This is a genomic window from Streptomyces sp. NPDC048297, from assembly GCF_043201585.1.
In the GTDB taxonomy this organism is placed as follows: domain Bacteria; phylum Actinomycetota; class Actinomycetes; order Streptomycetales; family Streptomycetaceae; genus Streptomyces.
In genome coordinates this window covers 71,539-89,569 of sequence record NZ_JBICZA010000001.1, presented here as the reverse complement: position 1 = coordinate 89,569, position 18,031 = coordinate 71,539, and the positions used below count along the sequence as shown (strand labels likewise).

At 72.5% G+C, this 18,031-nt stretch carries 21 protein-coding genes; 10 read left to right on the top strand and 11 right to left on the bottom strand.

Annotated elements, in window-relative coordinates; translation table 11 throughout:
- Positions 1-11 precede the first annotated feature (11 nt).
- Complete coding sequence (locus ACGFYV_RS00390) at positions 12-1,355, top strand: M1 family metallopeptidase (RefSeq protein ID WP_393876090.1); 1,344 nt, start codon at positions 12-14, stop codon at positions 1,353-1,355.
- Positions 1,356-1,460: 105 nt separating this feature from the next.
- Positions 1,461-1,880: a CBS domain-containing protein gene (locus ACGFYV_RS00385; protein WP_393876089.1), complete on the top strand. Its 420-nt coding sequence runs from the start codon at positions 1,461-1,463 to the stop codon at positions 1,878-1,880.
- Between the two features lie 116 nt (positions 1,881-1,996).
- Here the strand turns inward: ACGFYV_RS00385 and ACGFYV_RS00380 are convergent, their stop codons facing one another.
- The 3 genes from ACGFYV_RS00380 to ACGFYV_RS00370 form a co-directional block, all read right to left on the bottom strand.
- The gene (locus ACGFYV_RS00380) at positions 1,997-3,127 is read right to left on the bottom strand and encodes a CapA family protein (RefSeq protein WP_393876088.1); all 1,131 of its coding nucleotides are present in this window, start codon (positions 3,125-3,127) and stop codon (positions 1,997-1,999) included.
- Positions 3,128-3,389: 262 nt separating this feature from the next.
- Positions 3,390-4,712: a phosphoribosyltransferase family protein gene (locus ACGFYV_RS00375; RefSeq protein WP_393876087.1), complete on the bottom strand. Its 1,323-nt coding sequence runs from the start codon at positions 4,710-4,712 to the stop codon at positions 3,390-3,392.
- A gap of 8 nt (positions 4,713-4,720) precedes the next feature.
- Positions 4,721-5,032 carry a dsRBD fold-containing protein gene (locus ACGFYV_RS00370; RefSeq protein ID WP_393876086.1) on the bottom strand — a complete coding sequence of 104 codons (312 nt, stop codon included), beginning with the start codon at positions 5,030-5,032 and terminating at the stop codon, positions 4,721-4,723.
- 176 nt (positions 5,033-5,208) lie between these two features.
- On the opposite strand from ACGFYV_RS00370, the gene ACGFYV_RS00365 reads away from it, so the two are divergent.
- Entirely contained in the window at positions 5,209-5,583 is a 375-nt protein-coding gene (locus ACGFYV_RS00365) for a YchJ family protein (RefSeq protein WP_393876085.1), read from the top strand.
- 7 nt (positions 5,584-5,590) lie between these two features.
- Here ACGFYV_RS00365 and ACGFYV_RS00360 read toward each other — a convergent pair whose 3' ends face one another.
- Entirely contained in the window at positions 5,591-6,292 is a 702-nt protein-coding gene (locus ACGFYV_RS00360; RefSeq protein ID WP_393876084.1) for a FadR/GntR family transcriptional regulator, read from the bottom strand.
- Between the two features lie 142 nt (positions 6,293-6,434).
- Here ACGFYV_RS00360 and ACGFYV_RS00355 point away from each other — a divergent pair, with 142 nt between their 5' ends.
- Positions 6,435-6,953 (top strand): gluconokinase, encoded by a 519-nt coding sequence (locus ACGFYV_RS00355; protein WP_393876083.1) that lies wholly within the window; start codon positions 6,435-6,437, stop codon positions 6,951-6,953.
- Between the two features lie 40 nt (positions 6,954-6,993).
- Positions 6,994-8,391 (top strand): GntP family permease, encoded by a 1,398-nt coding sequence (locus ACGFYV_RS00350; RefSeq protein WP_393876082.1) that lies wholly within the window; start codon positions 6,994-6,996, stop codon positions 8,389-8,391.
- Positions 8,392-8,575: 184 nt separating this feature from the next.
- Here ACGFYV_RS00350 and ACGFYV_RS00345 read toward each other — a convergent pair whose 3' ends face one another.
- From ACGFYV_RS00345 to ACGFYV_RS00330, 4 genes are all read right to left on the bottom strand, one after another.
- The gene (locus tag ACGFYV_RS00345) at positions 8,576-8,746 is read right to left on the bottom strand and encodes a hypothetical protein (protein ID WP_393876081.1); all 171 of its coding nucleotides are present in this window, start codon (positions 8,744-8,746) and stop codon (positions 8,576-8,578) included.
- A gap of 226 nt (positions 8,747-8,972) precedes the next feature.
- Positions 8,973-9,599 carry a cytochrome b/b6 domain-containing protein gene (locus ACGFYV_RS00340; protein WP_393876080.1) on the bottom strand — a complete coding sequence of 209 codons (627 nt, stop codon included), beginning with the start codon at positions 9,597-9,599 and terminating at the stop codon, positions 8,973-8,975.
- The gene (locus tag ACGFYV_RS00335) at positions 9,583-10,320 is read right to left on the bottom strand and encodes a molybdopterin-dependent oxidoreductase (protein ID WP_393876079.1); all 738 of its coding nucleotides are present in this window, start codon (positions 10,318-10,320) and stop codon (positions 9,583-9,585) included. Before ACGFYV_RS00335 ends, ACGFYV_RS00340 begins: the two co-directional genes overlap by 17 nt.
- Positions 10,321-10,629: 309 nt before the next feature.
- Complete coding sequence (locus ACGFYV_RS00330; RefSeq protein WP_393876078.1) at positions 10,630-11,709, bottom strand: hypothetical protein; 1,080 nt, start codon at positions 11,707-11,709, stop codon at positions 10,630-10,632.
- Between the two features lie 351 nt (positions 11,710-12,060).
- On the opposite strand from ACGFYV_RS00330, the gene ACGFYV_RS00325 reads away from it, so the two are divergent.
- The 5 genes from ACGFYV_RS00325 to ACGFYV_RS00305 all read left to right on the top strand — a co-directional run bounded on the left by ACGFYV_RS00325 (position 12,061) and on the right by ACGFYV_RS00305 (position 14,707).
- Positions 12,061-12,954: a DMT family transporter gene (locus ACGFYV_RS00325; protein WP_393876077.1), complete on the top strand. Its 894-nt coding sequence runs from the start codon at positions 12,061-12,063 to the stop codon at positions 12,952-12,954.
- Between the two features lie 81 nt (positions 12,955-13,035).
- Positions 13,036-13,551: an NUDIX hydrolase gene (locus tag ACGFYV_RS00320; RefSeq protein WP_393876076.1), complete on the top strand. Its 516-nt coding sequence runs from the start codon at positions 13,036-13,038 to the stop codon at positions 13,549-13,551.
- 21 nt (positions 13,552-13,572) lie between these two features.
- Positions 13,573-13,965, top strand: a complete 393-nt coding sequence (locus ACGFYV_RS00315) for a YidH family protein (protein ID WP_393876075.1) — start codon at positions 13,573-13,575, stop codon at positions 13,963-13,965.
- On the top strand, positions 13,962-14,276 hold the full coding sequence (locus tag ACGFYV_RS00310) for a DUF202 domain-containing protein (protein ID WP_393876074.1): 315 nt from the start codon (positions 13,962-13,964) through the stop codon (positions 14,274-14,276). Before ACGFYV_RS00315 ends, ACGFYV_RS00310 begins: the two co-directional genes overlap by 4 nt.
- A 131-nt stretch (positions 14,277-14,407) precedes the next feature.
- Complete coding sequence (locus ACGFYV_RS00305) at positions 14,408-14,707, top strand: hypothetical protein (RefSeq protein ID WP_393876073.1); 300 nt, start codon at positions 14,408-14,410, stop codon at positions 14,705-14,707.
- Between the two features lie 87 nt (positions 14,708-14,794).
- On the opposite strand, the gene ACGFYV_RS00300 is transcribed toward ACGFYV_RS00305, so the two are convergent.
- The 3 genes from ACGFYV_RS00300 to ACGFYV_RS00290 all read right to left on the bottom strand — a co-directional run bounded on the left by ACGFYV_RS00300 (position 14,795) and on the right by ACGFYV_RS00290 (position 17,954).
- Positions 14,795-15,388: a TetR/AcrR family transcriptional regulator gene (locus ACGFYV_RS00300; protein ID WP_393876072.1), complete on the bottom strand. Its 594-nt coding sequence runs from the start codon at positions 15,386-15,388 to the stop codon at positions 14,795-14,797.
- 26 nt (positions 15,389-15,414) lie between these two features.
- Complete coding sequence (locus tag ACGFYV_RS00295) at positions 15,415-17,055, bottom strand: class I adenylate-forming enzyme family protein (RefSeq protein WP_393876375.1); 1,641 nt, start codon at positions 17,053-17,055, stop codon at positions 15,415-15,417.
- Between the two features lie 125 nt (positions 17,056-17,180).
- A complete protein-coding gene (locus ACGFYV_RS00290; RefSeq protein WP_393876071.1) occupies positions 17,181-17,954 on the bottom strand; it encodes an SDR family oxidoreductase in 774 nt (257 codons plus the stop codon).
- Positions 17,955-18,031 lie beyond the last annotated feature (77 nt).

Sequence of the window (18,031 nt, the reverse complement as noted above, 5' to 3'; positions counted from 1 at the left end):
CGGACACAGCAGTGGCAGTTCAGCAGTCGGTCGGCCGGGATCCGTACTTCCCGGACAACGGTGACTCCCGTTACCGGGTGCATCGCTACGAACTCACGCTGGACTACCGCCCGGGTCCGAACCGGCTGGCGGGCACGGCCCGGATCAACGCCATCGCGGGTCGGGCGGCGCTCACCGAGTTCCAGCTGAACCTGGCCGACTTCAAGATCGGCCGGGTCCGGGTGGACGGCCGGCAGCCGCACTACACGCACCGCGGCGGCAAGCTGCGCGTGCGCCCGGCCAAGCCGATCCGTGCCGGTGCCGCGTTCACGGTCGAGGTGCACTGGTCGGGCAACCCGAAGCCGGTGACCAGCCCCTGGGGCGGGATCGGCTGGGAGGAGCTGGAGGACGGGGCGCTGGTGGCGAGCCAGCCGATCGGGGCGCCGTCCTGGTACCCGTGCAACGACCGGCCCTCCGACAAGGCGAGCTATCTGCTGTCGGTCACCACGCCGTCGGCGTACTCGGTGGTCGCGGGCGGGCGGCTGCTGACCCGTACGACGAAGGCCTCGACGACCACGTGGGTGTACGAGCAGTCCGTGCCCACGTCCAGTTATCTCGTCGGGCTGGCGATCGGCAAGTACGAGACCGTGCTGCTGGGCGACCCCGGGCCGGGCGGCATCCCGCAGCACGGGCACATCCCGGCGCATCTGCTGCCCGAGTTCTCGCGGGACTTCGCGCGCCAGCCCGCCATGATGGAGCTGTTCCAGGAGCTGTTCGGGCCGTACCCGTTCGACGAGTACGCGGTCGCGGTGACCGAGGAGGAGCTCGATGTGCCCGTCGAGGCGCAGGGGTTGTCGCTGTTCGGCTCCAACCACGTGGACGGCGCGCGGGGTTCGGAGCGGCTGGTGGCGCACGAGCTGGCGCACCAGTGGTTCGGCAACTGCGTGTCCATCGCGGACTGGCGGAACATCTGGCTGAACGAGGGCTTCGCCAAGTACGCGGAGTGGCTGTGGTCCGAGCGTTCGGGTGGTCGCGGCACCCAGCAACTGGCCGCGGCAGCACACCGGTTGCTGGCCACGATGCCGCAGGACCTGAAGCTGGCGGATCCGGGCCGCAAGTCGATGTTCGACGACCGGCTCTACGAGCGCGGCGGTCTGACGCTGCACGCGGTGCGCTGTGCGCTGGGTGACGAGGCGTTCTTCCTCATGGTGCGCAGTTGGGTGCGGCTGCACCGCAACGGCACGGTGACGACAGCGGCGTTCACGACGCACGTGGCCCGCTTCGCGGACGAGCCGCTGGACGGGCTGCTGGACGCGTGGCTGCACAGGGGGGCGCTGCCGCCGCTGCCGACGCTCGGCGCGCCGGCCGCGGTCTAGTCAGGGGCCTTCCGGGACATCGCGCGGGGACGCCGACACGCTCGTACGGTGGAAGGAGGACGCCCTCCGTGCCCGTAGGGGCGTGTGCTCCAGGAGGTTGAACCCATGACCACCGCCGCAGACATCATGCATCCCGGGGCCGACTGGATCCCCGCGACCGAGACGCTCGACCGAGCCGCACAGCTGATGGCGCGCCTGAACGTGGGCGCGCTGCCCGTGAGCGGCGCGGGCGACCGGCTGGCAGGCATCATCACGGACCGCGACATCATCGTGAAGTGCGTGGCCAAGGGCCACGATCCGTCGAAGGTGACGTGTGGCGACCTGACCGAGGGGACGCCGCGCTGGATCGACGCGAACGCGACCGTGGCCGACGTGCTGGAGGAGATGGGGAGCCACCAGATACGCCGGCTGCCCGTCATCAGGAACAAGAAACTCGTCGGCATGATCAGTGAGGCCGACCTGGCCACCCATGTGACGGACCGGCAACTGGCCGGCTTCGTGGAGAAGGTCTACGCGAAGGCCTGAGCGGTCCGCTGATCCCAGATGTGTCGGCCACCGGCCGCCTCGACGAGGGGCGGCCGGTGGCCGATCGCTGTGCCACGTCACCAGGGCGGGTCATCGGGCCAGGTCACCGAGGCGGGTCACCGGGGCGGGCCGGGGTGCGGGGCGCGTGCGGTGAGGGTGCCGTCGCCGGCGTGCTCGACGCGGGTGCCGAAGGCACGGCCGCAGCGGTCCAGGACGGTGCGGAGCCACTCGGTGTCCTTGCGTGACGCGTGCTCCAGGCGCATCCGGCGTGCCCGCAGGGGCACCATCCGCAGGTCGGTGAGCCGGCCGGTGCCGGGTTCGAGCGACACGAGGTGGAGCAGCCGCAGGTCGTCCCGGTAGCGGGCGTAGCCGCTGATGCCCTCGTAGTCGTCGACGAGGTCTCCGCAGCCGTACAGGACGAGCCGGCCGCGGTAGATCTCCAGGGGGCGCGGGTGGTGCGAGGAGTGGCCGTGGACGACGTCGGCGCCGGCGTCGACGAGCGCGTGGGCGAAGCGGACCTCGTCGCGGGTGACGCCGTAGCCCCAGTTGGGGCCCCAGTGGACGGAGACGACGACGATGTCGTCGGGGCGTGCGGTGCGCCGTATGCGGTCGGCGAGGGCGGCGGCGTGGGCCGGGCTCGGCGCGGCGACGAGGGCCACGCCGGACCGCTCGGGGGTGGCGGCCCAGCTGTGCGGGATTCCGCTGGAGGGCATGCCGAAGGAGAGGACCAGGACGCGTCCGCCGGTGCGCAGCGGGACGGCCGCCGGGCGCCAGGCCGCGGCCTCGTCCCGGCCGGCCCCGGCCGTCGTGAGTCCGGCGCCCGCGAGGGAGTCCAGCGTCTCGGTGAGGCCGGACGGGCCGAAGTCGAGGACGTGGTTGTTGGCGAGGGCGCAGACGTCGGGGCGGGCGGCGGCGAGGCAGGGCAGGTTGTCGGGGTGCATGCGGTAGTGGACGGCCTTGCCCGGGGCGAAGTCGCCGGCCCGGGTGACGGCGGTCTCCAGGTTGATCACGCGGACGTCGGGGGCCGCGCGGTCCAGGACGGGCAGCGCCTCGCCCCAGGGCCAGGTGGGGTCCACCGGTGCGGGTACGGGGCCGCCTGCGGCCTCGGCCAGGGCGACGTAGTCGCGGGCGTCGTGCAGGTACTCCTCGTGCAGGGCGGGGTCGCCGGGGTGCGGGAGGATCTGGTCGACGCCACGGCCGAGCATGACGTCACCGGCGACGAACAGGGTGACGGCGCCCTCGCGCATGGCCCGAACTCCTCGTACCGGTAACCGGGTTGTCCGCTCGCCAGGGCCTGTCCGGCGGATCCTGTCGCAGACGCGGGGTCCGGCACGCACATCTGCGGCGTTGTCGTCACTCGCCGGCTCCCCCACGCTCGGCTCCGCTCGCGCGGGGGGACCCCATCGCGTCGACTCCCTCCTCCGCCTTGCATCCGCACGCACCAGACCCCGCTCGGGTCGGCTGACCAGGCACCGTAGTTCTCCTGCGACCTGATCCGCCGGACAGGCCCTAGGCGTGGGCGGGTGCCTTCTGGCCGATGAGCCACATGTGGTCGATGAACCAGTCGCAGGCCAGGTCGGTCACCGCCTCCAGTGCGCCGGGCTCCTCGAACAGGTGGGTGGCGCCGGGGACGATCGCCAGCCGGTTCTCGCAGCGCATGCGGGCCTGGGCCTCGCGGTTGAGGTCACGCACGCGCAGGTCCGCGCCGCCGACGATGAGCAGGGTGGGTGCCGTCACCTCGGGCAGCAGGGGTCCGGCGAGGTCGGGCCGGCCACCGCGGGAGACGACCGCGGCGGGCCGCGCGGCGGGGTCGGCCGCGGCCCGCAGCGCGGCAGCCGCGCCGGTGCTGGCGCCGAAGTAGCCGATGGCGAGCCCTTCGGCGTCGGGTTCCTCGCGCAGCCAGGCGGTGGCGCCCACCAGGCGGCCGGCCAGCAGCCCGATGTCGAACACGTTGGCCCGGTCGGCCTCCTCGTCCTCGGTGAGCAGGTCGAAGAGCAGGGTGCCGAGGCCGGAGCGGTTCAGGCCCTGGGCGACGAACCGGTTGCGGGGGCTGTGCCTGCTGCTGCCGCTGCCGTGGGCGAAGGCGACGACGCCGGTGGCGCCCGCGGGCACGGTCAGCCGGCCGCGCAGCCGTACGGCGCCCGCCGTCACCCGCACCTCGCGGTCGACGGAGCCGGTGCCGGTGAAGCGCTCGTGGTGCCGGGCCGCCTGCCGGAGCCAGGCCGTGACCTCCTCGTCCTCGGTCTGCGTGAAGTCGCCGTAGAACTGGCCGATCGCGAAGAAGTCGACCGGGGTCTCCAGGCAGACCAGTTCGTCGGCCTCGTCGCCGAGCCGCCGGGCGAAGTCCCGCGGGGCCACGGGGACGGCCAGCACGATCCGGGCCGCGCCCCGGGCGCGGGCGATCCGGCAGGCCGCGCGTGCGGTGGACCCGGTGGCCACCCCGTCGTCGACGACGACCACGGTGCGGCCGGCGACGCTGAGGGCGGGGCGCTCGCCCCGGTAGCGCTCGGCCCTCCGGTGCAGCTCCGCGCGCTCGCGCTCCTCGACCCGCCCGAGTTCCGCCTGGCCGACGAGGGTCCCGGCCAGCACCTGCTGGTTGATGACGCGGACGCCGTCCTCGCCGATCGCGCCCATGCCCAGTTCCGGCTGCTCGGGCACCCCCAGCTTGCGCACCAGGCAGACGTCGAGCGGTGCGTCCAGGGCCTCGGCGACCTGCGCGGCGACCGGCACCCCGCCCCGGGGCAGCCCGAGGACGACGACGTCCTGGCCCCGGAGGTACTCCAGCCGGGCACCCAGCCGCCTGCCCGCTTCGAGTCGGTCGGCGAAGGGCACGGCGGCACTCACTCCCGGGTCTGCCAGAGGCCGGCGGGAGCCGCCGTCTCGGGTGCGCCCATGTCCTGGATGTCGCCCTGGGCGGCGCTCAGCAGCACATGCCCCATGGCGATCAGGGCGCGCCCGGCGGCGAGTTCGTCACCGATCTCCGGGACGGCCCGGTCCAGCGGGCTGCGGCGTGCCTCGGCGCGGCTCTCCAGGATGTTGTCCCCGGTGTCCAGGACGATCCGGGCGGTGGTGTCCGGGTCGTGCTCGGACAGGTACAGGTTCAGCCGCCACTCCTTGACGGACGGAGGACTGCTGCTCAGGGGTCGGGTCATCGTCCGTCCCTCCTCACTGCGCTGCGAGGCGACGGGAGACGAACGGGACGCACCCGCGCGTCTCCCCTTCCACTGTGCACCGCGGCGCACGTCGGCGCCTGTCGTGGTGGGGGCGGCGTCGCTCACGGCCTCGCGTGGTGCGGGCAGGCTCGTGTGGTGCGGGCAGAATGTGGGGCATGACCACGCGCACCTGTCCCTGCGGCCGACCCGAGTCCTACGACGCCTGCTGCGGCCGTTTCCTGGCGGGCCCCGCCGCCGCGCCGACCGCCGAGGCGCTCATGCGGTCGCGGTACAGCGCGTTCGTGAAGGGGGACGCGGGGTATCTGCTGCGGACGTGGCACCCGCGGACCCGGCCGGAGCGCCTGGACCTGGATCCGCGCATGAAGTGGACGGGGCTGGAGATCCTGGGCGGCACGGACGGGTCCGCGTTCCACACCACGGGCACCGTGACCTTCCGCGCGTCCTACCGCGGCGGCTCGCTGCACGAGCGGAGCCGGTTCGAGCGGGTGGACGGGGCGTGGGTGTACGTGGACGGCGACTTTCTCGAGTGACCGTCCGTCAGGGCGCCAGGATGTCCAGTTCCTGGAGGGCGCCCACGGCGATCTGCCTGGTCAGTTCCTCGGCGCGGGTCGCGTCGCCCTCGCGGACCGCCTCCGCGACCTGGACGTGCAGGGTGACGGCCGCCGGGTCGGGGTCCTCGAACATCACCTCGTGATGGGTGCGGCCGGCCAGCACCTCGGCGACGACGTCACCGAGGCGCGCGAACATCTCGTTGCCCGAGGCGGTGAGGACCACCCGGTGGAAGGCGATGTCGTGGATCAGATACCCCTCCAGTTTGTGGCCGCGTGAGTTGGCGACCATGCCGAGGGCGCATTCGGTGAGTTCGGCGCACTGCTCGGGCGTGGCGTTCCTGGCGGCGAGGCCCGCCGCGACGGGTTCGACGGCGGAGCGCAGCACCGTCAGGGAGCGCAGCTGATGGGGGCGGTCGGCACCGGCCAGGCGCCAGCGGATGACCTGGGGGTCGTAGACGTTCCACTCGCACTTGGGGCGGACCGTGACGCCCACCCGGCGGCGGGACTCGACCAGGTGCATGGACTCCAGGACGCGCACCGCCTCGCGCATCACGGAGCGTGACACCTCGAAGTGCTGTGCCAGTTCGTCGGTGCGCAGGACGCTGCCCGGCGGGTACTCGCCCGCGGTGATCGCGGGGCCGAGGGTGTCCAGTACGCGGCCGTGCAGCCCCCGGCCCGGTGTGCTCATGCACTCAGCGTACGGTGTGGATCACGGAGACAAAAAGTCAGACTTATACGTCACAGACTCTTGAATTTGTCATACCTAATAGGTTTCAGTGTGGCGACGCCGGATGTCGGCGTCGGATGTCGAAGAAGACAGCGAGGCAGTCATGCGCACCCCCCAGGTCGTCGTCGTGATGGGCGTCGCCGGGACGGGCAAGACCACGATCGGTCCGTTGCTCGCCGCCCGGCTGGGCGTTCCGTACGCCGAGGGCGACGACTTCCACCCGAAGGCCAACATCGACAAGATGTCGGCCGGGATCCCGCTCGACGACACCGACCGGTGGCCGTGGCTCGACGCCATCGGGCACTGGGCGCACGGCAGGGCGGGGCTCGGTGGGGTGGTCAGCAGCTCGGCCCTGAAGCGGTCGTACCGCGACCGGATCCGGGCCGTGGCTCCCGGAGTCGTGTTCGTGCACCTCACGGGCGACCGGAAGCTGATCGAGGACCGGATGTCCCACCGGCGGGGTCACTTCATGCCGACCGCGCTGCTGGACTCCCAGTTCGCCACGCTCCAGCCGCTCCAGGCGGACGAGGCGGGGGGCGCCGTCGACATCGCCGGCGAGCCCGAGGAGATCACCGAGCGTGCGGTGAACGCCCTGGACGCCCTTTCCCAGACATCCGAGTGACACCCCACCCCTCGTCCCCATACCTGCAAAGGGAAACCCCGTGACCAGACTCAGCGTCGAGATGCTGGCAGCGGATCCGCTTCCGCCGATCACCTCGGCCGGTCATGCTCAGCTGGGCATCGCCGTCCTGGCGGGCATCGCCGTCATCGTTGTTCTCATCACGAAGTTCAAGCTTCACGCCTTTCTGTCCCTGACCATCGGCTCCCTGGTGCTCGGCGCGGTCGCCGGCGCACCGCTGGACAAGGTGATCACCAGCTTCACCACGGGCCTCGGCAGCACCGTCGCCGGTGTCGGTGTGCTGATCGCCCTCGGCGCGATCCTCGGCAAGCTGCTCGCCGACTCCGGCGGCGCCGACCAGATCGTCGACACGATCCTCGCCAGGGCCGGCGGGCGGGCCATGCCGTGGGCGATGGTGCTGATCGCCTCCGTGATCGGTCTGCCGCTGTTCTTCGAGGTCGGCATCGTGCTGCTGATCCCGGTCGTGCTGATGGTCGCCAAGCGCGGCAACTACTCGCTGATGCGCATCGGCATACCGGCGCTGGCCGGTCTGTCCGTGATGCACGGTCTGATCCCGCCGCACCCCGGCCCGCTGGTCGCGATCGACGCGGTCAAGGCCAACCTGGGTGTGACCCTGGCGCTCGGCATCCTGGTCGCCATCCCCACGGTGATCATCGCCGGTCCGCTGTTCTCCAAGGTCGCCGCCCGCTGGGTGGACGTGCAGGCTCCCGACCGGATGCTGCCGCAGCGCGCCTCGGACCAGGTGGAGCGCCGGCCGAGCTTCGTCGCGACGCTCGTCACGATGCTGCTGCCGGTCGTGCTGATGCTGGCCAAGGCGCTGGTGGACATCGTCGTCGACGACCCCACGAAGCCGACCCAGCGGGTCTTCGACATCATCGGCTCCCCGATGATCGCGCTGCTCGCCGCCGTCATCGTCGCCTTCTTCACGCTGGGCCGGGCCGCCGGCTTCAGCAAGGGGCGGATGCAGGAGACGGTCGAGAAGGGCCTGATGCCCATCGCCGGCATCCTGCTGATCGTCGGCGCGGGCGGTGGCTTCAAGCAGACGCTGATCGACTCCGGTGTGGGCCAGATGATTCTGGACATCTCCAAGGACTGGTCGATCCCGGCGCTGCTGCTGGCCTGGCTGATCGCGGTGGCGATCCGGCTGGCGACGGGTTCGGCGACGGTCGCGACCGTGTCGGCCGCGGGGCTCGTGGCTCCGCTGGCGGCCGACATGTCGACCACCCACACCGCCCTGCTGGTCCTGGCCATCGGCGCCGGCTCGCTCTTCTTCAGCCATGTCAACGACGCCGGTTTCTGGCTGGTGAAGGAGTACTTCGGGCTGAGCGTCGGGCAGACGGTCAAGACCTGGTCGGTGATGGAGACCATCATCTCGGTGGTCGCCGGCGGTCTGGTCCTGCTGCTGTCCCTGGTCATCTAGCCGAGCCGGTCACCAGGTCGAGCCGGTAACCGAGTTGAGCCAGTAGCCGAGTCGAGCCAGTCACCACGTACTGCGCCGTCCACGGCGGTATGACGGGCGTGCGCACGTGTGCCGGGACACCCGGTATTACGTCGACACTGCCCGTCTTCCGCATGTCCGGGGCGCCTTCACCGGTCAAGTGGCCCTAATGGGCGATCTTCGTGACCGACCCGTCCTCGGGGTCTCCGTACCGCGAGATCAGCTGCGCGTCGCTCATGCGGTCGACCTCCTCGCTGCGCTGCACGGGGAAGATCACGTGGGTGCCCTGGTCCGTCCAGTACTCGACGACGCGGTGGGTGGTGGTGGCTCGGCTCATGCGGTGCTCCCTGGTGGTGCGTGGCGTTCAGGGTGCGTCGGCGCACGTCCGGGGGTCAACAGGAACAGGGGCTTCCATTTCCACTTCCGGAAGCGTAGGTTCCGGATACCCCGCGTCGGCGTCCGACGAGACGCCGGGCCCGCCGTTCCCGGGACGGCGGGCCACGCGGGGGCCAACTCCACAGGTCACGCCAACCGCACAGGTCACAGGGGGCGTTCGACCGCGCTCAGGGGCGCCACAACGGGTGTTCCCGCTTCGCCCAGTCCCTGCTCACCGTCCCCGTCCGCAGGCCTCGCCGCGCCTCCGGATCCCCCAGCGCCATGCCGATGTGCCCGGCCAGGACCACGCCGATGGTCAGGGCCAGCCAGTCGTGGACGAAGGTGGCCGAGGTGCGCCACATCAGCGGGGTGAGATGCGTGAACCACATCATCAGGCCGGTGCCGAGCATGACCAGGCTCGCGCCGGCGATCCAGGCCGCGTAGACCTTCTGTCCGGCGTTGAACTTGCCCGCGGGGCGCGAGGAGTGACGCTTGTCACGGACCAGCGCGGCGCGCAGCCAGATGCGGTCGTGCGGGCCGAAGCGGTTGAGGAAGCGCAGGTCGGCGCGGAAGGCGCGGGAGGCGAGACCGAGGAGCACCGGGACGGGCAGCGCGAGACCGGCGCACTCGTGGATACGGACGACCAGTGCGCGGCGGCCCACGAGCACGGCCAGCTGCGGGATGTAGAGACAGGCCGCCGTCACCACGCACACGCCCATCAGCAGGGCGGTCGTACGGTGCACCCAGCGCTCCGCGCGGGTGAACCGGTGGAGGCGGGCGCTCGGCGGCGCCGGGGTCTCAGCTCGTAGGCTCATCGGTCCGTCCGTTCGAGCGGCCCACCCAGGCGTCGACGTCGTAGCCGAGATCCTCCCAGTACCCGGGCTTGACCCGGTCGGTGACGGTGATGCCGGAGAGCCATTTGGCGGACTTGTAGAAGTACATGGGGGCGACGTAGAGACGGACGGGGCCGCCGTGGTCGTGGCCGATGTCCTTGTCCTGCATGCGCAGCGCGACCAGGACGTCCGGGCGGCGGGCCTGGTCGAGGGTGAGGCTCTCGGTGTAGGTGCCGTCGAAGCAGGTGAAGCGGATGGCCCTGGCGGTCGGCCGGACCCCGGCCGCGTCCAGCAGGTGGGAGAGCCGTACGCCCTGGAACGGGGTGCCCGGGACCCGCCAGCCGGTCACGCACTGGACGTCCTTGACCAGCCGGGTCTGCGGCAGGGCGCGCAGGTCGGCCAGGGTGTAGGTCTGCGGGCGGTCGACCAGGCCGTCGACGGTGAGCCGGTAGTCGGCGGGGCCCTTGTGCGGGACGGACGCGGCGACCGAGTAGTAACGGAATCCTCCGCCGTTGGGGAGGAGACCGGTCAGGCCCGTGGGGTCCTTGCCGGACACGGTGCCGAGGAAGCCCTCCAGGCCACGCTGCAGGACGGGCGCGGTGGCCACACCGAGGGCGCCCAGGCCGAGGGTGCCGAGGAAGACGCGGCGGCCGATGGGCCTGCCCCGCGCTTCGTCCGGGGCCTCGGAACGTTCGGGTTTCACATGGCCATTCGAGCACCACTCGCCCGTGCGGGGCCAGCGAACGGGGTCACTGGTCAGAGTTCCGTAATCAATTCTTACGGGCCAGTGGTCGAGCCTTACGGGCGAGTGATCGAGGCTTACGGGCGAGTGGTCGAGGCTCGCGGACGGTGTTCGGGCGGTGCGGTGCCCGGTGCGGGGGCGGTTCGGCCGGTGTGGTGTCCCGTGCGCGGGCGGTTCGGCCGGTGTGGTGTCCCGTGCGCGGGCGGTTCGGCCGGTGCGGTGTCCCGCGCGCGGGCGGTTCGGCCGGTGCGGCGTCCCGTGCGGGGGCGTTCAGGCGGGGCCCAGTGCGCGGGCGCGGGCCGTGGTGAAGGCCGTACGGGGGTCGCGGTGCGGGTACGACCAGGGGGCCGGGGTGGCGTCGGTGCCGATCCGCTGGAAGAGGGCGGCGGCCTCGGCGGGGCGGCCGGCGCAGGACATGGCGAAGGCCAGGTGGTTCAGGTCGACGTGGCGGCGCGGGTGCTCGTCGTGCTCCCACTCCAGCCACCAGTCGAAGCAGGCGCGCAGGATCCGGCGGGCCCGGGGGCCGGACCAGTGCCCGGTGGCGGCGGGGTCGGCGGGGGCCAGACCCGCGGCGGCCAGGACGCGGTAGCGCTCGGCGTAGGCGACGACCGGGAGGACGGCCAGCGGGGAGTCGGCGGGGGCCTCGGCGGCGGCGTGCTCGGCGAGGTCGTACACCTCGTGGGACTCGGCCCGGCGCCCGCGGGGCCGCTCGGCGAGACGGGCGACGAGCAGATGGTGACCGTGGTGGTGCTCGGGGTGACGGGCGCGCAGTTCGGCGAAGCTCCGTAACAGCTCGCTGTCCCCGCCCCCGGCACGGGCCAGTAACAGCAGGCCGAGCCAGGGGGTCGGGTCGGCGGGGGCGAGCGCGGCGGCGGCGTGGCAGGCCGCGCGGGCGCGGTCGGGGTCCTCCTTGCCGCGCAGGGCGCGGTGGACCAGGGACAGGGCGACGAGCGTGGCCGCGTCGGCGGACTCCGGCTCGGCGACCTGCCAGTCCCGCGCCCAGGCGGCGGCGTACGGCTCGCGGGCGAGCACGGTGACGCGGTGGCCCCGGCGGTCCCAGTCGTCACCCGTGTGCAGCAACAGCGAGCGGGCGGCCTGTCGGCGGCCCTGGATCAGTGCGGTGCGGGCGGCGAGGAGTTCCACGTCGCCGAGGGTGTCGTCGAAGAAATCGACGTGGACGCCGGCATGGGTGTCGGCAGGGGCTTCGGTCTCGTCGAAGACCGTCGTCGACGCGCCGGAGTCGCGCCCGGCGGTGTCGCCGGGTGGTTCCGTGAGGGTCCGGCGCGCCCCGAGCAGGGACGGGAACGTGAGGGCCCGGCGCGCGCCGAGCAGAGGCGGGAATGGGGGCACCGCGGGACTTCCTGTTTCTCGGGCTGCCGTCGACCGATCACGCACAGCCAACCCCCCGCCACGGTTCGCGTCAAGCCGAACCGTGGCGGTTGATAATTTCAACAACGGTGCGCGGACGCGGACTTGGGTCCTGAGCAGGCACGACTCCCCCGGCCCCGCACCACCGGCGCCAAGTCGGCGCGGACAGGTGGCGGTGGTGTGGCGTGCGCCATGGCGCGGGGCGCGCGGCCCGGGGCAACGTGAGCGGGTCAACTGCCCGGTTCCGGGCACTCCTCGGGTCATCACGTCCCGGGAACGCTAGAGTCGGCCACTACGCACCCGTGACCCGGCCGGACGATCGAGGTACGCAGCGTGTCCTTCCTGGTTCTCCTGCTCGCCGTGAGCGCGGCCTGTTGTGTCGGCTTCGGCTTCGTGCTCCAGCAGAACGTCGCCCAGAAGGCACCACTCAGTGACTTCCTGTCCTTCCGGCTGCTGCTCGACCTGATGCGGGTGCCGCGCTGGCTCGGCGGCATCGCCCTCATGGTGACCGGGATGGCGCTGGGCGCCGTCGCCCTCGGCAAGGGCGAGATCTCCCTGGTCGAACCGCTCCTCGCCACGAACCTGCTGTTCGCCCTCGCGCTCTCCCGCCACCAGACGAAACAGCCCCTGGGCCGCCAGGGCTGGGCGGGGCTCGCGCTGCTCGCGGGCGGGGTGAGCGCGTTCATCCTGGCGGGCCAGCCACGGGCCGGCAGCGCCGTCACCGACCCGCTGCGGCACTGGCTGATCATCGGCGCGATGCTGGGCGCGGCCCTGCTGCTCACCACGTACGGAAAGCGGTCCCGGCTGAACTGGGGCCCGGTGCTGCTGGCCACCGCCGCCGGGCTGCTGTACGGCGTGCAGGACGCGCTGACCCGGGCGAGCAGCACCCGCTTCGCCGCCGGCGGCTTCCCGGAGCTGTTCACCGGCTGGCAGCCGTACGGCGTCCTGGTGCTCGGCGTGGCCGGGCTGATCCTGGTGCAGAGCGCGTTCGAGACGGCTCCGCTGCGCATGTCGCTGCCCGCGCTGACGGCCGCCCAGCCCCTCGCCGGCATCCTGTGCGGGGTGGGCTTCCTCGGCGACCGGCTGCACACCGACACCGGGGCGCTGGCCTGGGAGGCGTCCGGGCTCGCGGCGATCGTCACCGGCATCGTGCTGCTCGGACTGCACCCGGCGATGCCGCGCGGCCCGGCGACGGAGGAGCCGGTGGCCGACCTCCAGCCGTACTGACCGCCAGCCGTACCTGCCTTGCCGACCTCCAGCCGTACTGAGCCGCGCGCCCCCCTGAAGGGGGCTGCTTGGATGGCCGTCATGAACCCTGCTGACGAAATCCTCGACGTCGTCGACGAGAACGACCAGGTCGTCGCCCAGGCCCCCCGCGGCGAGGTCTACGCCCGCGGGCTGCGCCACCGCTGCACGTTCATCCTGGCCCGGGACGCGGACGGCCGGATCTTCGTCCACCGGCGCACCGCGACCAAGCTGGTCTACCCCTCCCTGTACGACATGTTCGTCGGCGGGGTCGTGGGAGCGGGCGAGTCCTACGACGAGGCGGCGCTGCGCGAGGCCGAGGAGGAACTGGGGGTGTCCGGGCTGCCGCGGCCCGAGTACCGCTTCACGTTCCTGTACGACGACGGCGCCGGGCACAGCTGGTGGTCGGCGGTCTACGAGGTGCGCTGCGACCTGCCCGTACAGCCGCAGGTGGAGGAGGTGCAGTGGCACGCGTTCCTGCCCGAGGACGAGGTGGAGCGGCGGCTCACGCAGTGGGAGTGGACGCCGGACGGGCTGGCGGCGTACGAGAGGCTGAGGGCGTTCCGGGCCGCCCGGTGACCGCCCGGTAGGGTCCTGGGCGTGATCGAATTCGTGCGGAACGTCCGGCTCTGGTTCGCGCCGGAGCAGGTGCGGACAGAAGGCAGCACCCCGGACTACCGGTTCTCGCTGGCCAACGAGCGCACGTTCCTGGCCTGGCTGCGGACGGCGCTCGCGCTCATCGGCGGCGGATTCGCGGTGGACCAGTTCCTGCCGGAACTGCGCTGGGCGTGGCGGGCGGGTCTCTCGCTCGCGCTGCTCGCCGCCGGTGTGCTGTGCTCGCTGCGCGCGGTGAACCACTGGGTGCGCTGCGAGCGGGCCATGCGACGGGGCGAGGACCTGCCGGCCTCGCGCTTCCCGGCGCTGCTGAGCGTGGTCATCGCGGTGGTGGCCGTCGCGATGGTCCTGGTGGTGCTGTTCCGGAAGGCGGGATGAGCACGGACGGCCGGGATCCGGGGCTGCAGCCCGAGCGGACCCGGCTGGCCTGGCGGCGTACGACCCTGTCGAGCACCGTGGCCTCCGTGCTCGCCATGAAGTCCGCACTGCGCGACGGGATCTCCGCCACGGGGCTCGTGGTGTGCGCGCTGTGCTGTGCGCTCTGGCTGGGCTTCCTGTGGGTGGCCCACCAGCGGGTACGCGCCCTCTCCACAAGCCCCCGCCCCGCCGCACTGGCCCCCCGGCACGCGACGGCGGCGGTGCTGTGCACAGTCGCGATGGTGGCGTGCGCGACCGCGCTCCTCGGCTAGGCGCGGCCGCGCTCCTCGGCTGGCCCCATCCCGGCTCGCCCGGATGCCATGTGTCTGATATGCCCGTATAAGTCCGGCTCGGGCGTAGCGTGTCCGTCGTCACGATCCCCCACCTGCCGAAGGTGAACACCATGACGACGACGCACCTCGAACACACCGAGCACGGCACGCACAGCCACGGTCCGGACTGCGGGCACCCGGCCGTGCGGCACGGCGACCACCTCGACTACGCGCACGACGGCCATCTGCACCGCGAGCACGGCGGCCACTGGGACGAGTGCGAGCCGGCCGGGCACACCGTGCACGAGAGCCACGAGCACGTGCACCACGAGGAGTGCGGGCACGCACGCGTGCGGCACGGCGACCACGTCGACTACCTGCACGACGGACACCGGCACGCGGAGCACGGGGACCACTGGGACGACCACTGACCCCGGACCGGCACCGACTGAGCCGGCACAGGCTGGCCCCCGGCCGGCACCGGCTGATTCCCGGCCGGCGCCCGCCGCGCGCGGGTCTCAGGGGCGCAGGGCCCTCAGCAGCAGGTCGGCGAGGTGGTCGGCGACCTGCTGGGGGGTGAGGGGGCCGTCGGGGCGGTACCAGGTCGACAGGTGGTGGACCGAGCCGAAGTGGTAGTCCACGACCAGGTCGGCCGGGGTCCGCGTGGAGAAGACACCCTCGCGCTGCCCCTCCTCGATGAGCGCGCGGAACCGTTCGTGGTAGCGCCGGCGCTCGGCGCGTACCTGCTTGTTCTTCTCCGGGCTCAGGTGGTGCATGGAGCGGAAGAAGATCAGCGTGTCGTCGAGGTTCTCGATCGTGGTGACCACGACGTCCGCGGCCGCGTCCCGCAGTCGCTTGTCGACCGGCGCGTCCGCGTCCGCGAGCACGTCGAGGCGCTCCTGCTGGAGACGCAGCACGCGCGCGTAGACCTCGTGCAGCAGGTCGTCCTTGGAGCCGAAGTAGTGGTACAGCGCCCCCTTGGTGACGCCGGCCGCCTCCACGATCTCCTGGACCGAGGTGCGGTCGTAGCCCTGCTCGGCGAAGAGGCGGGTGGCGGCGTTCAGCAGCCGCTGCGGGACGGGCGTCCCGGCTCCGTCCGTCGTCCTGGGCACTGCCGCCACCTGCCTTTCCGTCGTGTCTATCGACTGTCGTCGCTGCGGTCCTCCACGCGGGAACGCAGTTCCCGTCGGAGGATCTTCCCACTCGCCGTCTTGGGCAGGTCCGGCAGGATCTCCACCTGGCGGGGGTATTTGTACGCGGCCAGTCTCTCCTTGCAGTACACCGCGAGTTCGTCCGGGTCCGTCCCGGCGCCCGGCCGCAGGCTCACGTAGGCCTTGACGGTCTCCCCTCGGTAGCCGTCCGGGACCCCGACGACGGCGGCCTCGCGTACCGCCGGATGGGTGTAGAGGACGTCCTCGACCTCGCGCGGCCAGACCTTGAAGCCGGACGCGTTGATCATGTCCTTCTTGCGGTCGACGACGTAGAGCCAGCCCTGCTCGTCCATGAAACCGATGTCGCCGGTGCGCAGTTCGCCGTCCGGGAACGTCTCGGCGGTGGCCTCGGGGCGCCGCCAGTAACCGGGCACGACCTGGGGACCGCGGACGACGATCTCGCCCTGCTCCCCGAGGGGCACTTCCGCGCCCAGGTCGTCGAGGATGCGCACGAGCGTGTCGACGCCGGGCAGGCCGACCGAGAGCGTCCCGGAGACGGGGTCCACGGGCGCCTCAAGGCCGGGCGGTACGGAGGCGCAGGGGGCCGTGCACTCGGTCAGGCCGTAGCCGACGCGGATGTACGGCCCGAAGCGCTCGCGGAACGCCTCGACCAGGGCCGGCGGCACGGGGGCGCCGCCGGAGGAGATGTTGACGAAGGAGGCGAAGTGCTCCCGGCCCGCGCCCGGGTGGGCGGCCAGCGCCATGAACGCGGTGGAGGGGCCGACGGTGTAGTGCGGGGCGTGCTCGGCGAAGGCGTCGAGGACAACGCCAGGCTCGAAGCGGTAGGCGAGCACGAGCGTGCCCGCGCTGTTCAGGCAGGCGCCGAACTGGCAGACCATGCCCGTGATGTGGAACAGCGGCGCGAGGGCGTAGTAGACGGGCGCCTCGGGGAGGCCGAGCCCGGTCCGCTGGCGCTCGGCGTTGTGCATGATGTTGCCGTGCGTGTTGGTCGCGCCCTTGGGCGTGCCGCTGGTCCCCGAGGTGTAGCTGATCAGGGCGATGTCCTCGGGGCGCGGGTCGCGGCCCTCGGGGGCGCTGGCGCCCTGCCGGGCGACGGCGGCCAGGTCGTCGGCGTCGGTGGCCCGGGGCAGCCGCTCGAAGGCGAGCACACGCGCGTCGTCGCGGGTCTGGAAGTCCCGCTCGCAGGCGGTGAGCACGATCCGCACCGGTGAGCCGGCGGCCGTCTCGCGCAGATACGACTCCCAGGCCCGGTCGGAGCAGATCAGCGCGCTCACCTCGCCGTCCCGCAGGACGTGGGCGACCTCGCCCGACTTGTACATCGGGTTGACGGGGACGACGGTCGCGCCCGCCTTCCAGGCGCCGAGCACGGCCAGCACGAAGTGCGGGGAGTTCTGCAGGAGAACGGCGACCCGGTCCCCGCGCTCCAGTCCGCGCGCGGCGAGGTGGGCCGCGACCGAGTCGCTCAGCTCGTCGACCTCGCGGTAGCTCAGCCGGGCGTCGAAGTAGGCGAGGAAGGTGCGGTCGGGGGCCTCGGCGACGGCGTCGCGCAGGGCGTGCACGAGGGAGTCGGCGGGGTCGACGGGGCCGCGCTGGGCCTCGTCGAGCAGCGCGAGCCAGGGCCGGTCCGCGTACCCGGGGGTGGAAGGGGCGGCGGCGGAGGCCGCGGAAGAGGCGGCGGAAGCCTCGGGGGAAGCGGAGGAGGCCGCGGAAGAAGCGGAAGAGGCGGAGGCGGTCACCGGGCGGCCTCCCACTTCTGCTGGATGTGGTTCATCCCGGACAGCCACCGGTCGGGGATGGCGGCCCGCGCCGCGTAGTACTCGGCGACCTCGGGGTGCGGGAGGATCAGGAAGCGGTCCTCCTCGATGCCCCGGAACAGGGCGTCGGCGACGGCGTCCGGCTCGATGGCGGTGGGCTGCAGCACGAGGTCGCCGGCGCTGCCGGTGGAGGCGAGCATGTCGGTGCGCACGCCCTGGGGGCAGATGGCGTGGACGTTGATCCCGCGGTGGCGGTAGGTGAGGGACAGCCACTCGGCGAAGGCCAGCGCGCCGTGCTTGGTGACGCTGTAGGCGGGTGCGCCGATCATGGTGAGGAGTCCGGCGGCGGAGACGGTGGACACGAACCGGCCGGAGCCCCGCTCCAGCCACTGCGGCAGCAGCGCGTGGGCCGCGCGGACGTGGGCCATCACGTTGACGTCCCAGGACAGGGCCCAGGACTTCTCGTCGAGCGGGTCGCCGGGCGCCCTGTCCTCGAAGGCGACGCCGGCGTTGGCGCAGAAGACGTCGACGGTGCCGCCGAGCGCGTCCCGCGCCTCGTCGACGATCGCGGAGGCGTCGCCGGGCACGGCTGTCCCGCCGATCTCGGCCGCCACCGCCTTCGCCTTCTCGCCGTCCAGGTCGTTCACGACCACCCGGGCACCCGCTGCGGCGAACCTGCGGGCCAGCGCGGCCCCGATCCCCCCGCCCGCTCCGGTGACGACCACTCCCGCATCCTGCACGGCTTCCACCATCGGTCTCCTTCGCCATGACGCGACTCGGCTCGGCGCACGCCACACTAACCGGTCGGTATGTGTGAGGGAAGGACGAC

Bases quoted from the DNA above. Each gene is read 5' to 3' on its own strand.
- ACGFYV_RS00385 (WP_393876089.1), top strand. From the start codon at position 1,461: ATGACCACCGCCGCAGACATCATGCATCCCGGGGCCGACTGGATCCCC.
- ACGFYV_RS00290 (WP_393876071.1), bottom strand. From the start codon at position 17,954: ATGGTGGAAGCCGTGCAGGATGCGGGAGTGGTCGTCACCGGAGCGGGC.
- ACGFYV_RS00370 (WP_393876086.1), bottom strand. From the start codon at position 5,032: ATGACCCGACCCCTGAGCAGCAGTCCTCCGTCCGTCAAGGAGTGGCGG.
- ACGFYV_RS00355 (WP_393876083.1), top strand. From the start codon at position 6,435: ATGCGCACCCCCCAGGTCGTCGTCGTGATGGGCGTCGCCGGGACGGGC.
- ACGFYV_RS00360 (WP_393876084.1), bottom strand. From the start codon at position 6,292: ATGAGCACACCGGGCCGGGGGCTGCACGGCCGCGTACTGGACACCCTC.
- ACGFYV_RS00340 (WP_393876080.1), bottom strand. From the start codon at position 9,599: ATGAGCCTACGAGCTGAGACCCCGGCGCCGCCGAGCGCCCGCCTCCAC.
- ACGFYV_RS00320 (WP_393876076.1), top strand. From the start codon at position 13,036: ATGAACCCTGCTGACGAAATCCTCGACGTCGTCGACGAGAACGACCAG.
- ACGFYV_RS00345 (WP_393876081.1), bottom strand. From the start codon at position 8,746: ATGAGCCGAGCCACCACCACCCACCGCGTCGTCGAGTACTGGACGGAC.
- ACGFYV_RS00365 (WP_393876085.1), top strand. From the start codon at position 5,209: ATGACCACGCGCACCTGTCCCTGCGGCCGACCCGAGTCCTACGACGCC.
- ACGFYV_RS00310 (WP_393876074.1), top strand. From the start codon at position 13,962: ATGAGCACGGACGGCCGGGATCCGGGGCTGCAGCCCGAGCGGACCCGG.
- ACGFYV_RS00305 (WP_393876073.1), top strand. From the start codon at position 14,408: ATGACGACGACGCACCTCGAACACACCGAGCACGGCACGCACAGCCAC.
- ACGFYV_RS00380 (WP_393876088.1), bottom strand. From the start codon at position 3,127: ATGCGCGAGGGCGCCGTCACCCTGTTCGTCGCCGGTGACGTCATGCTC.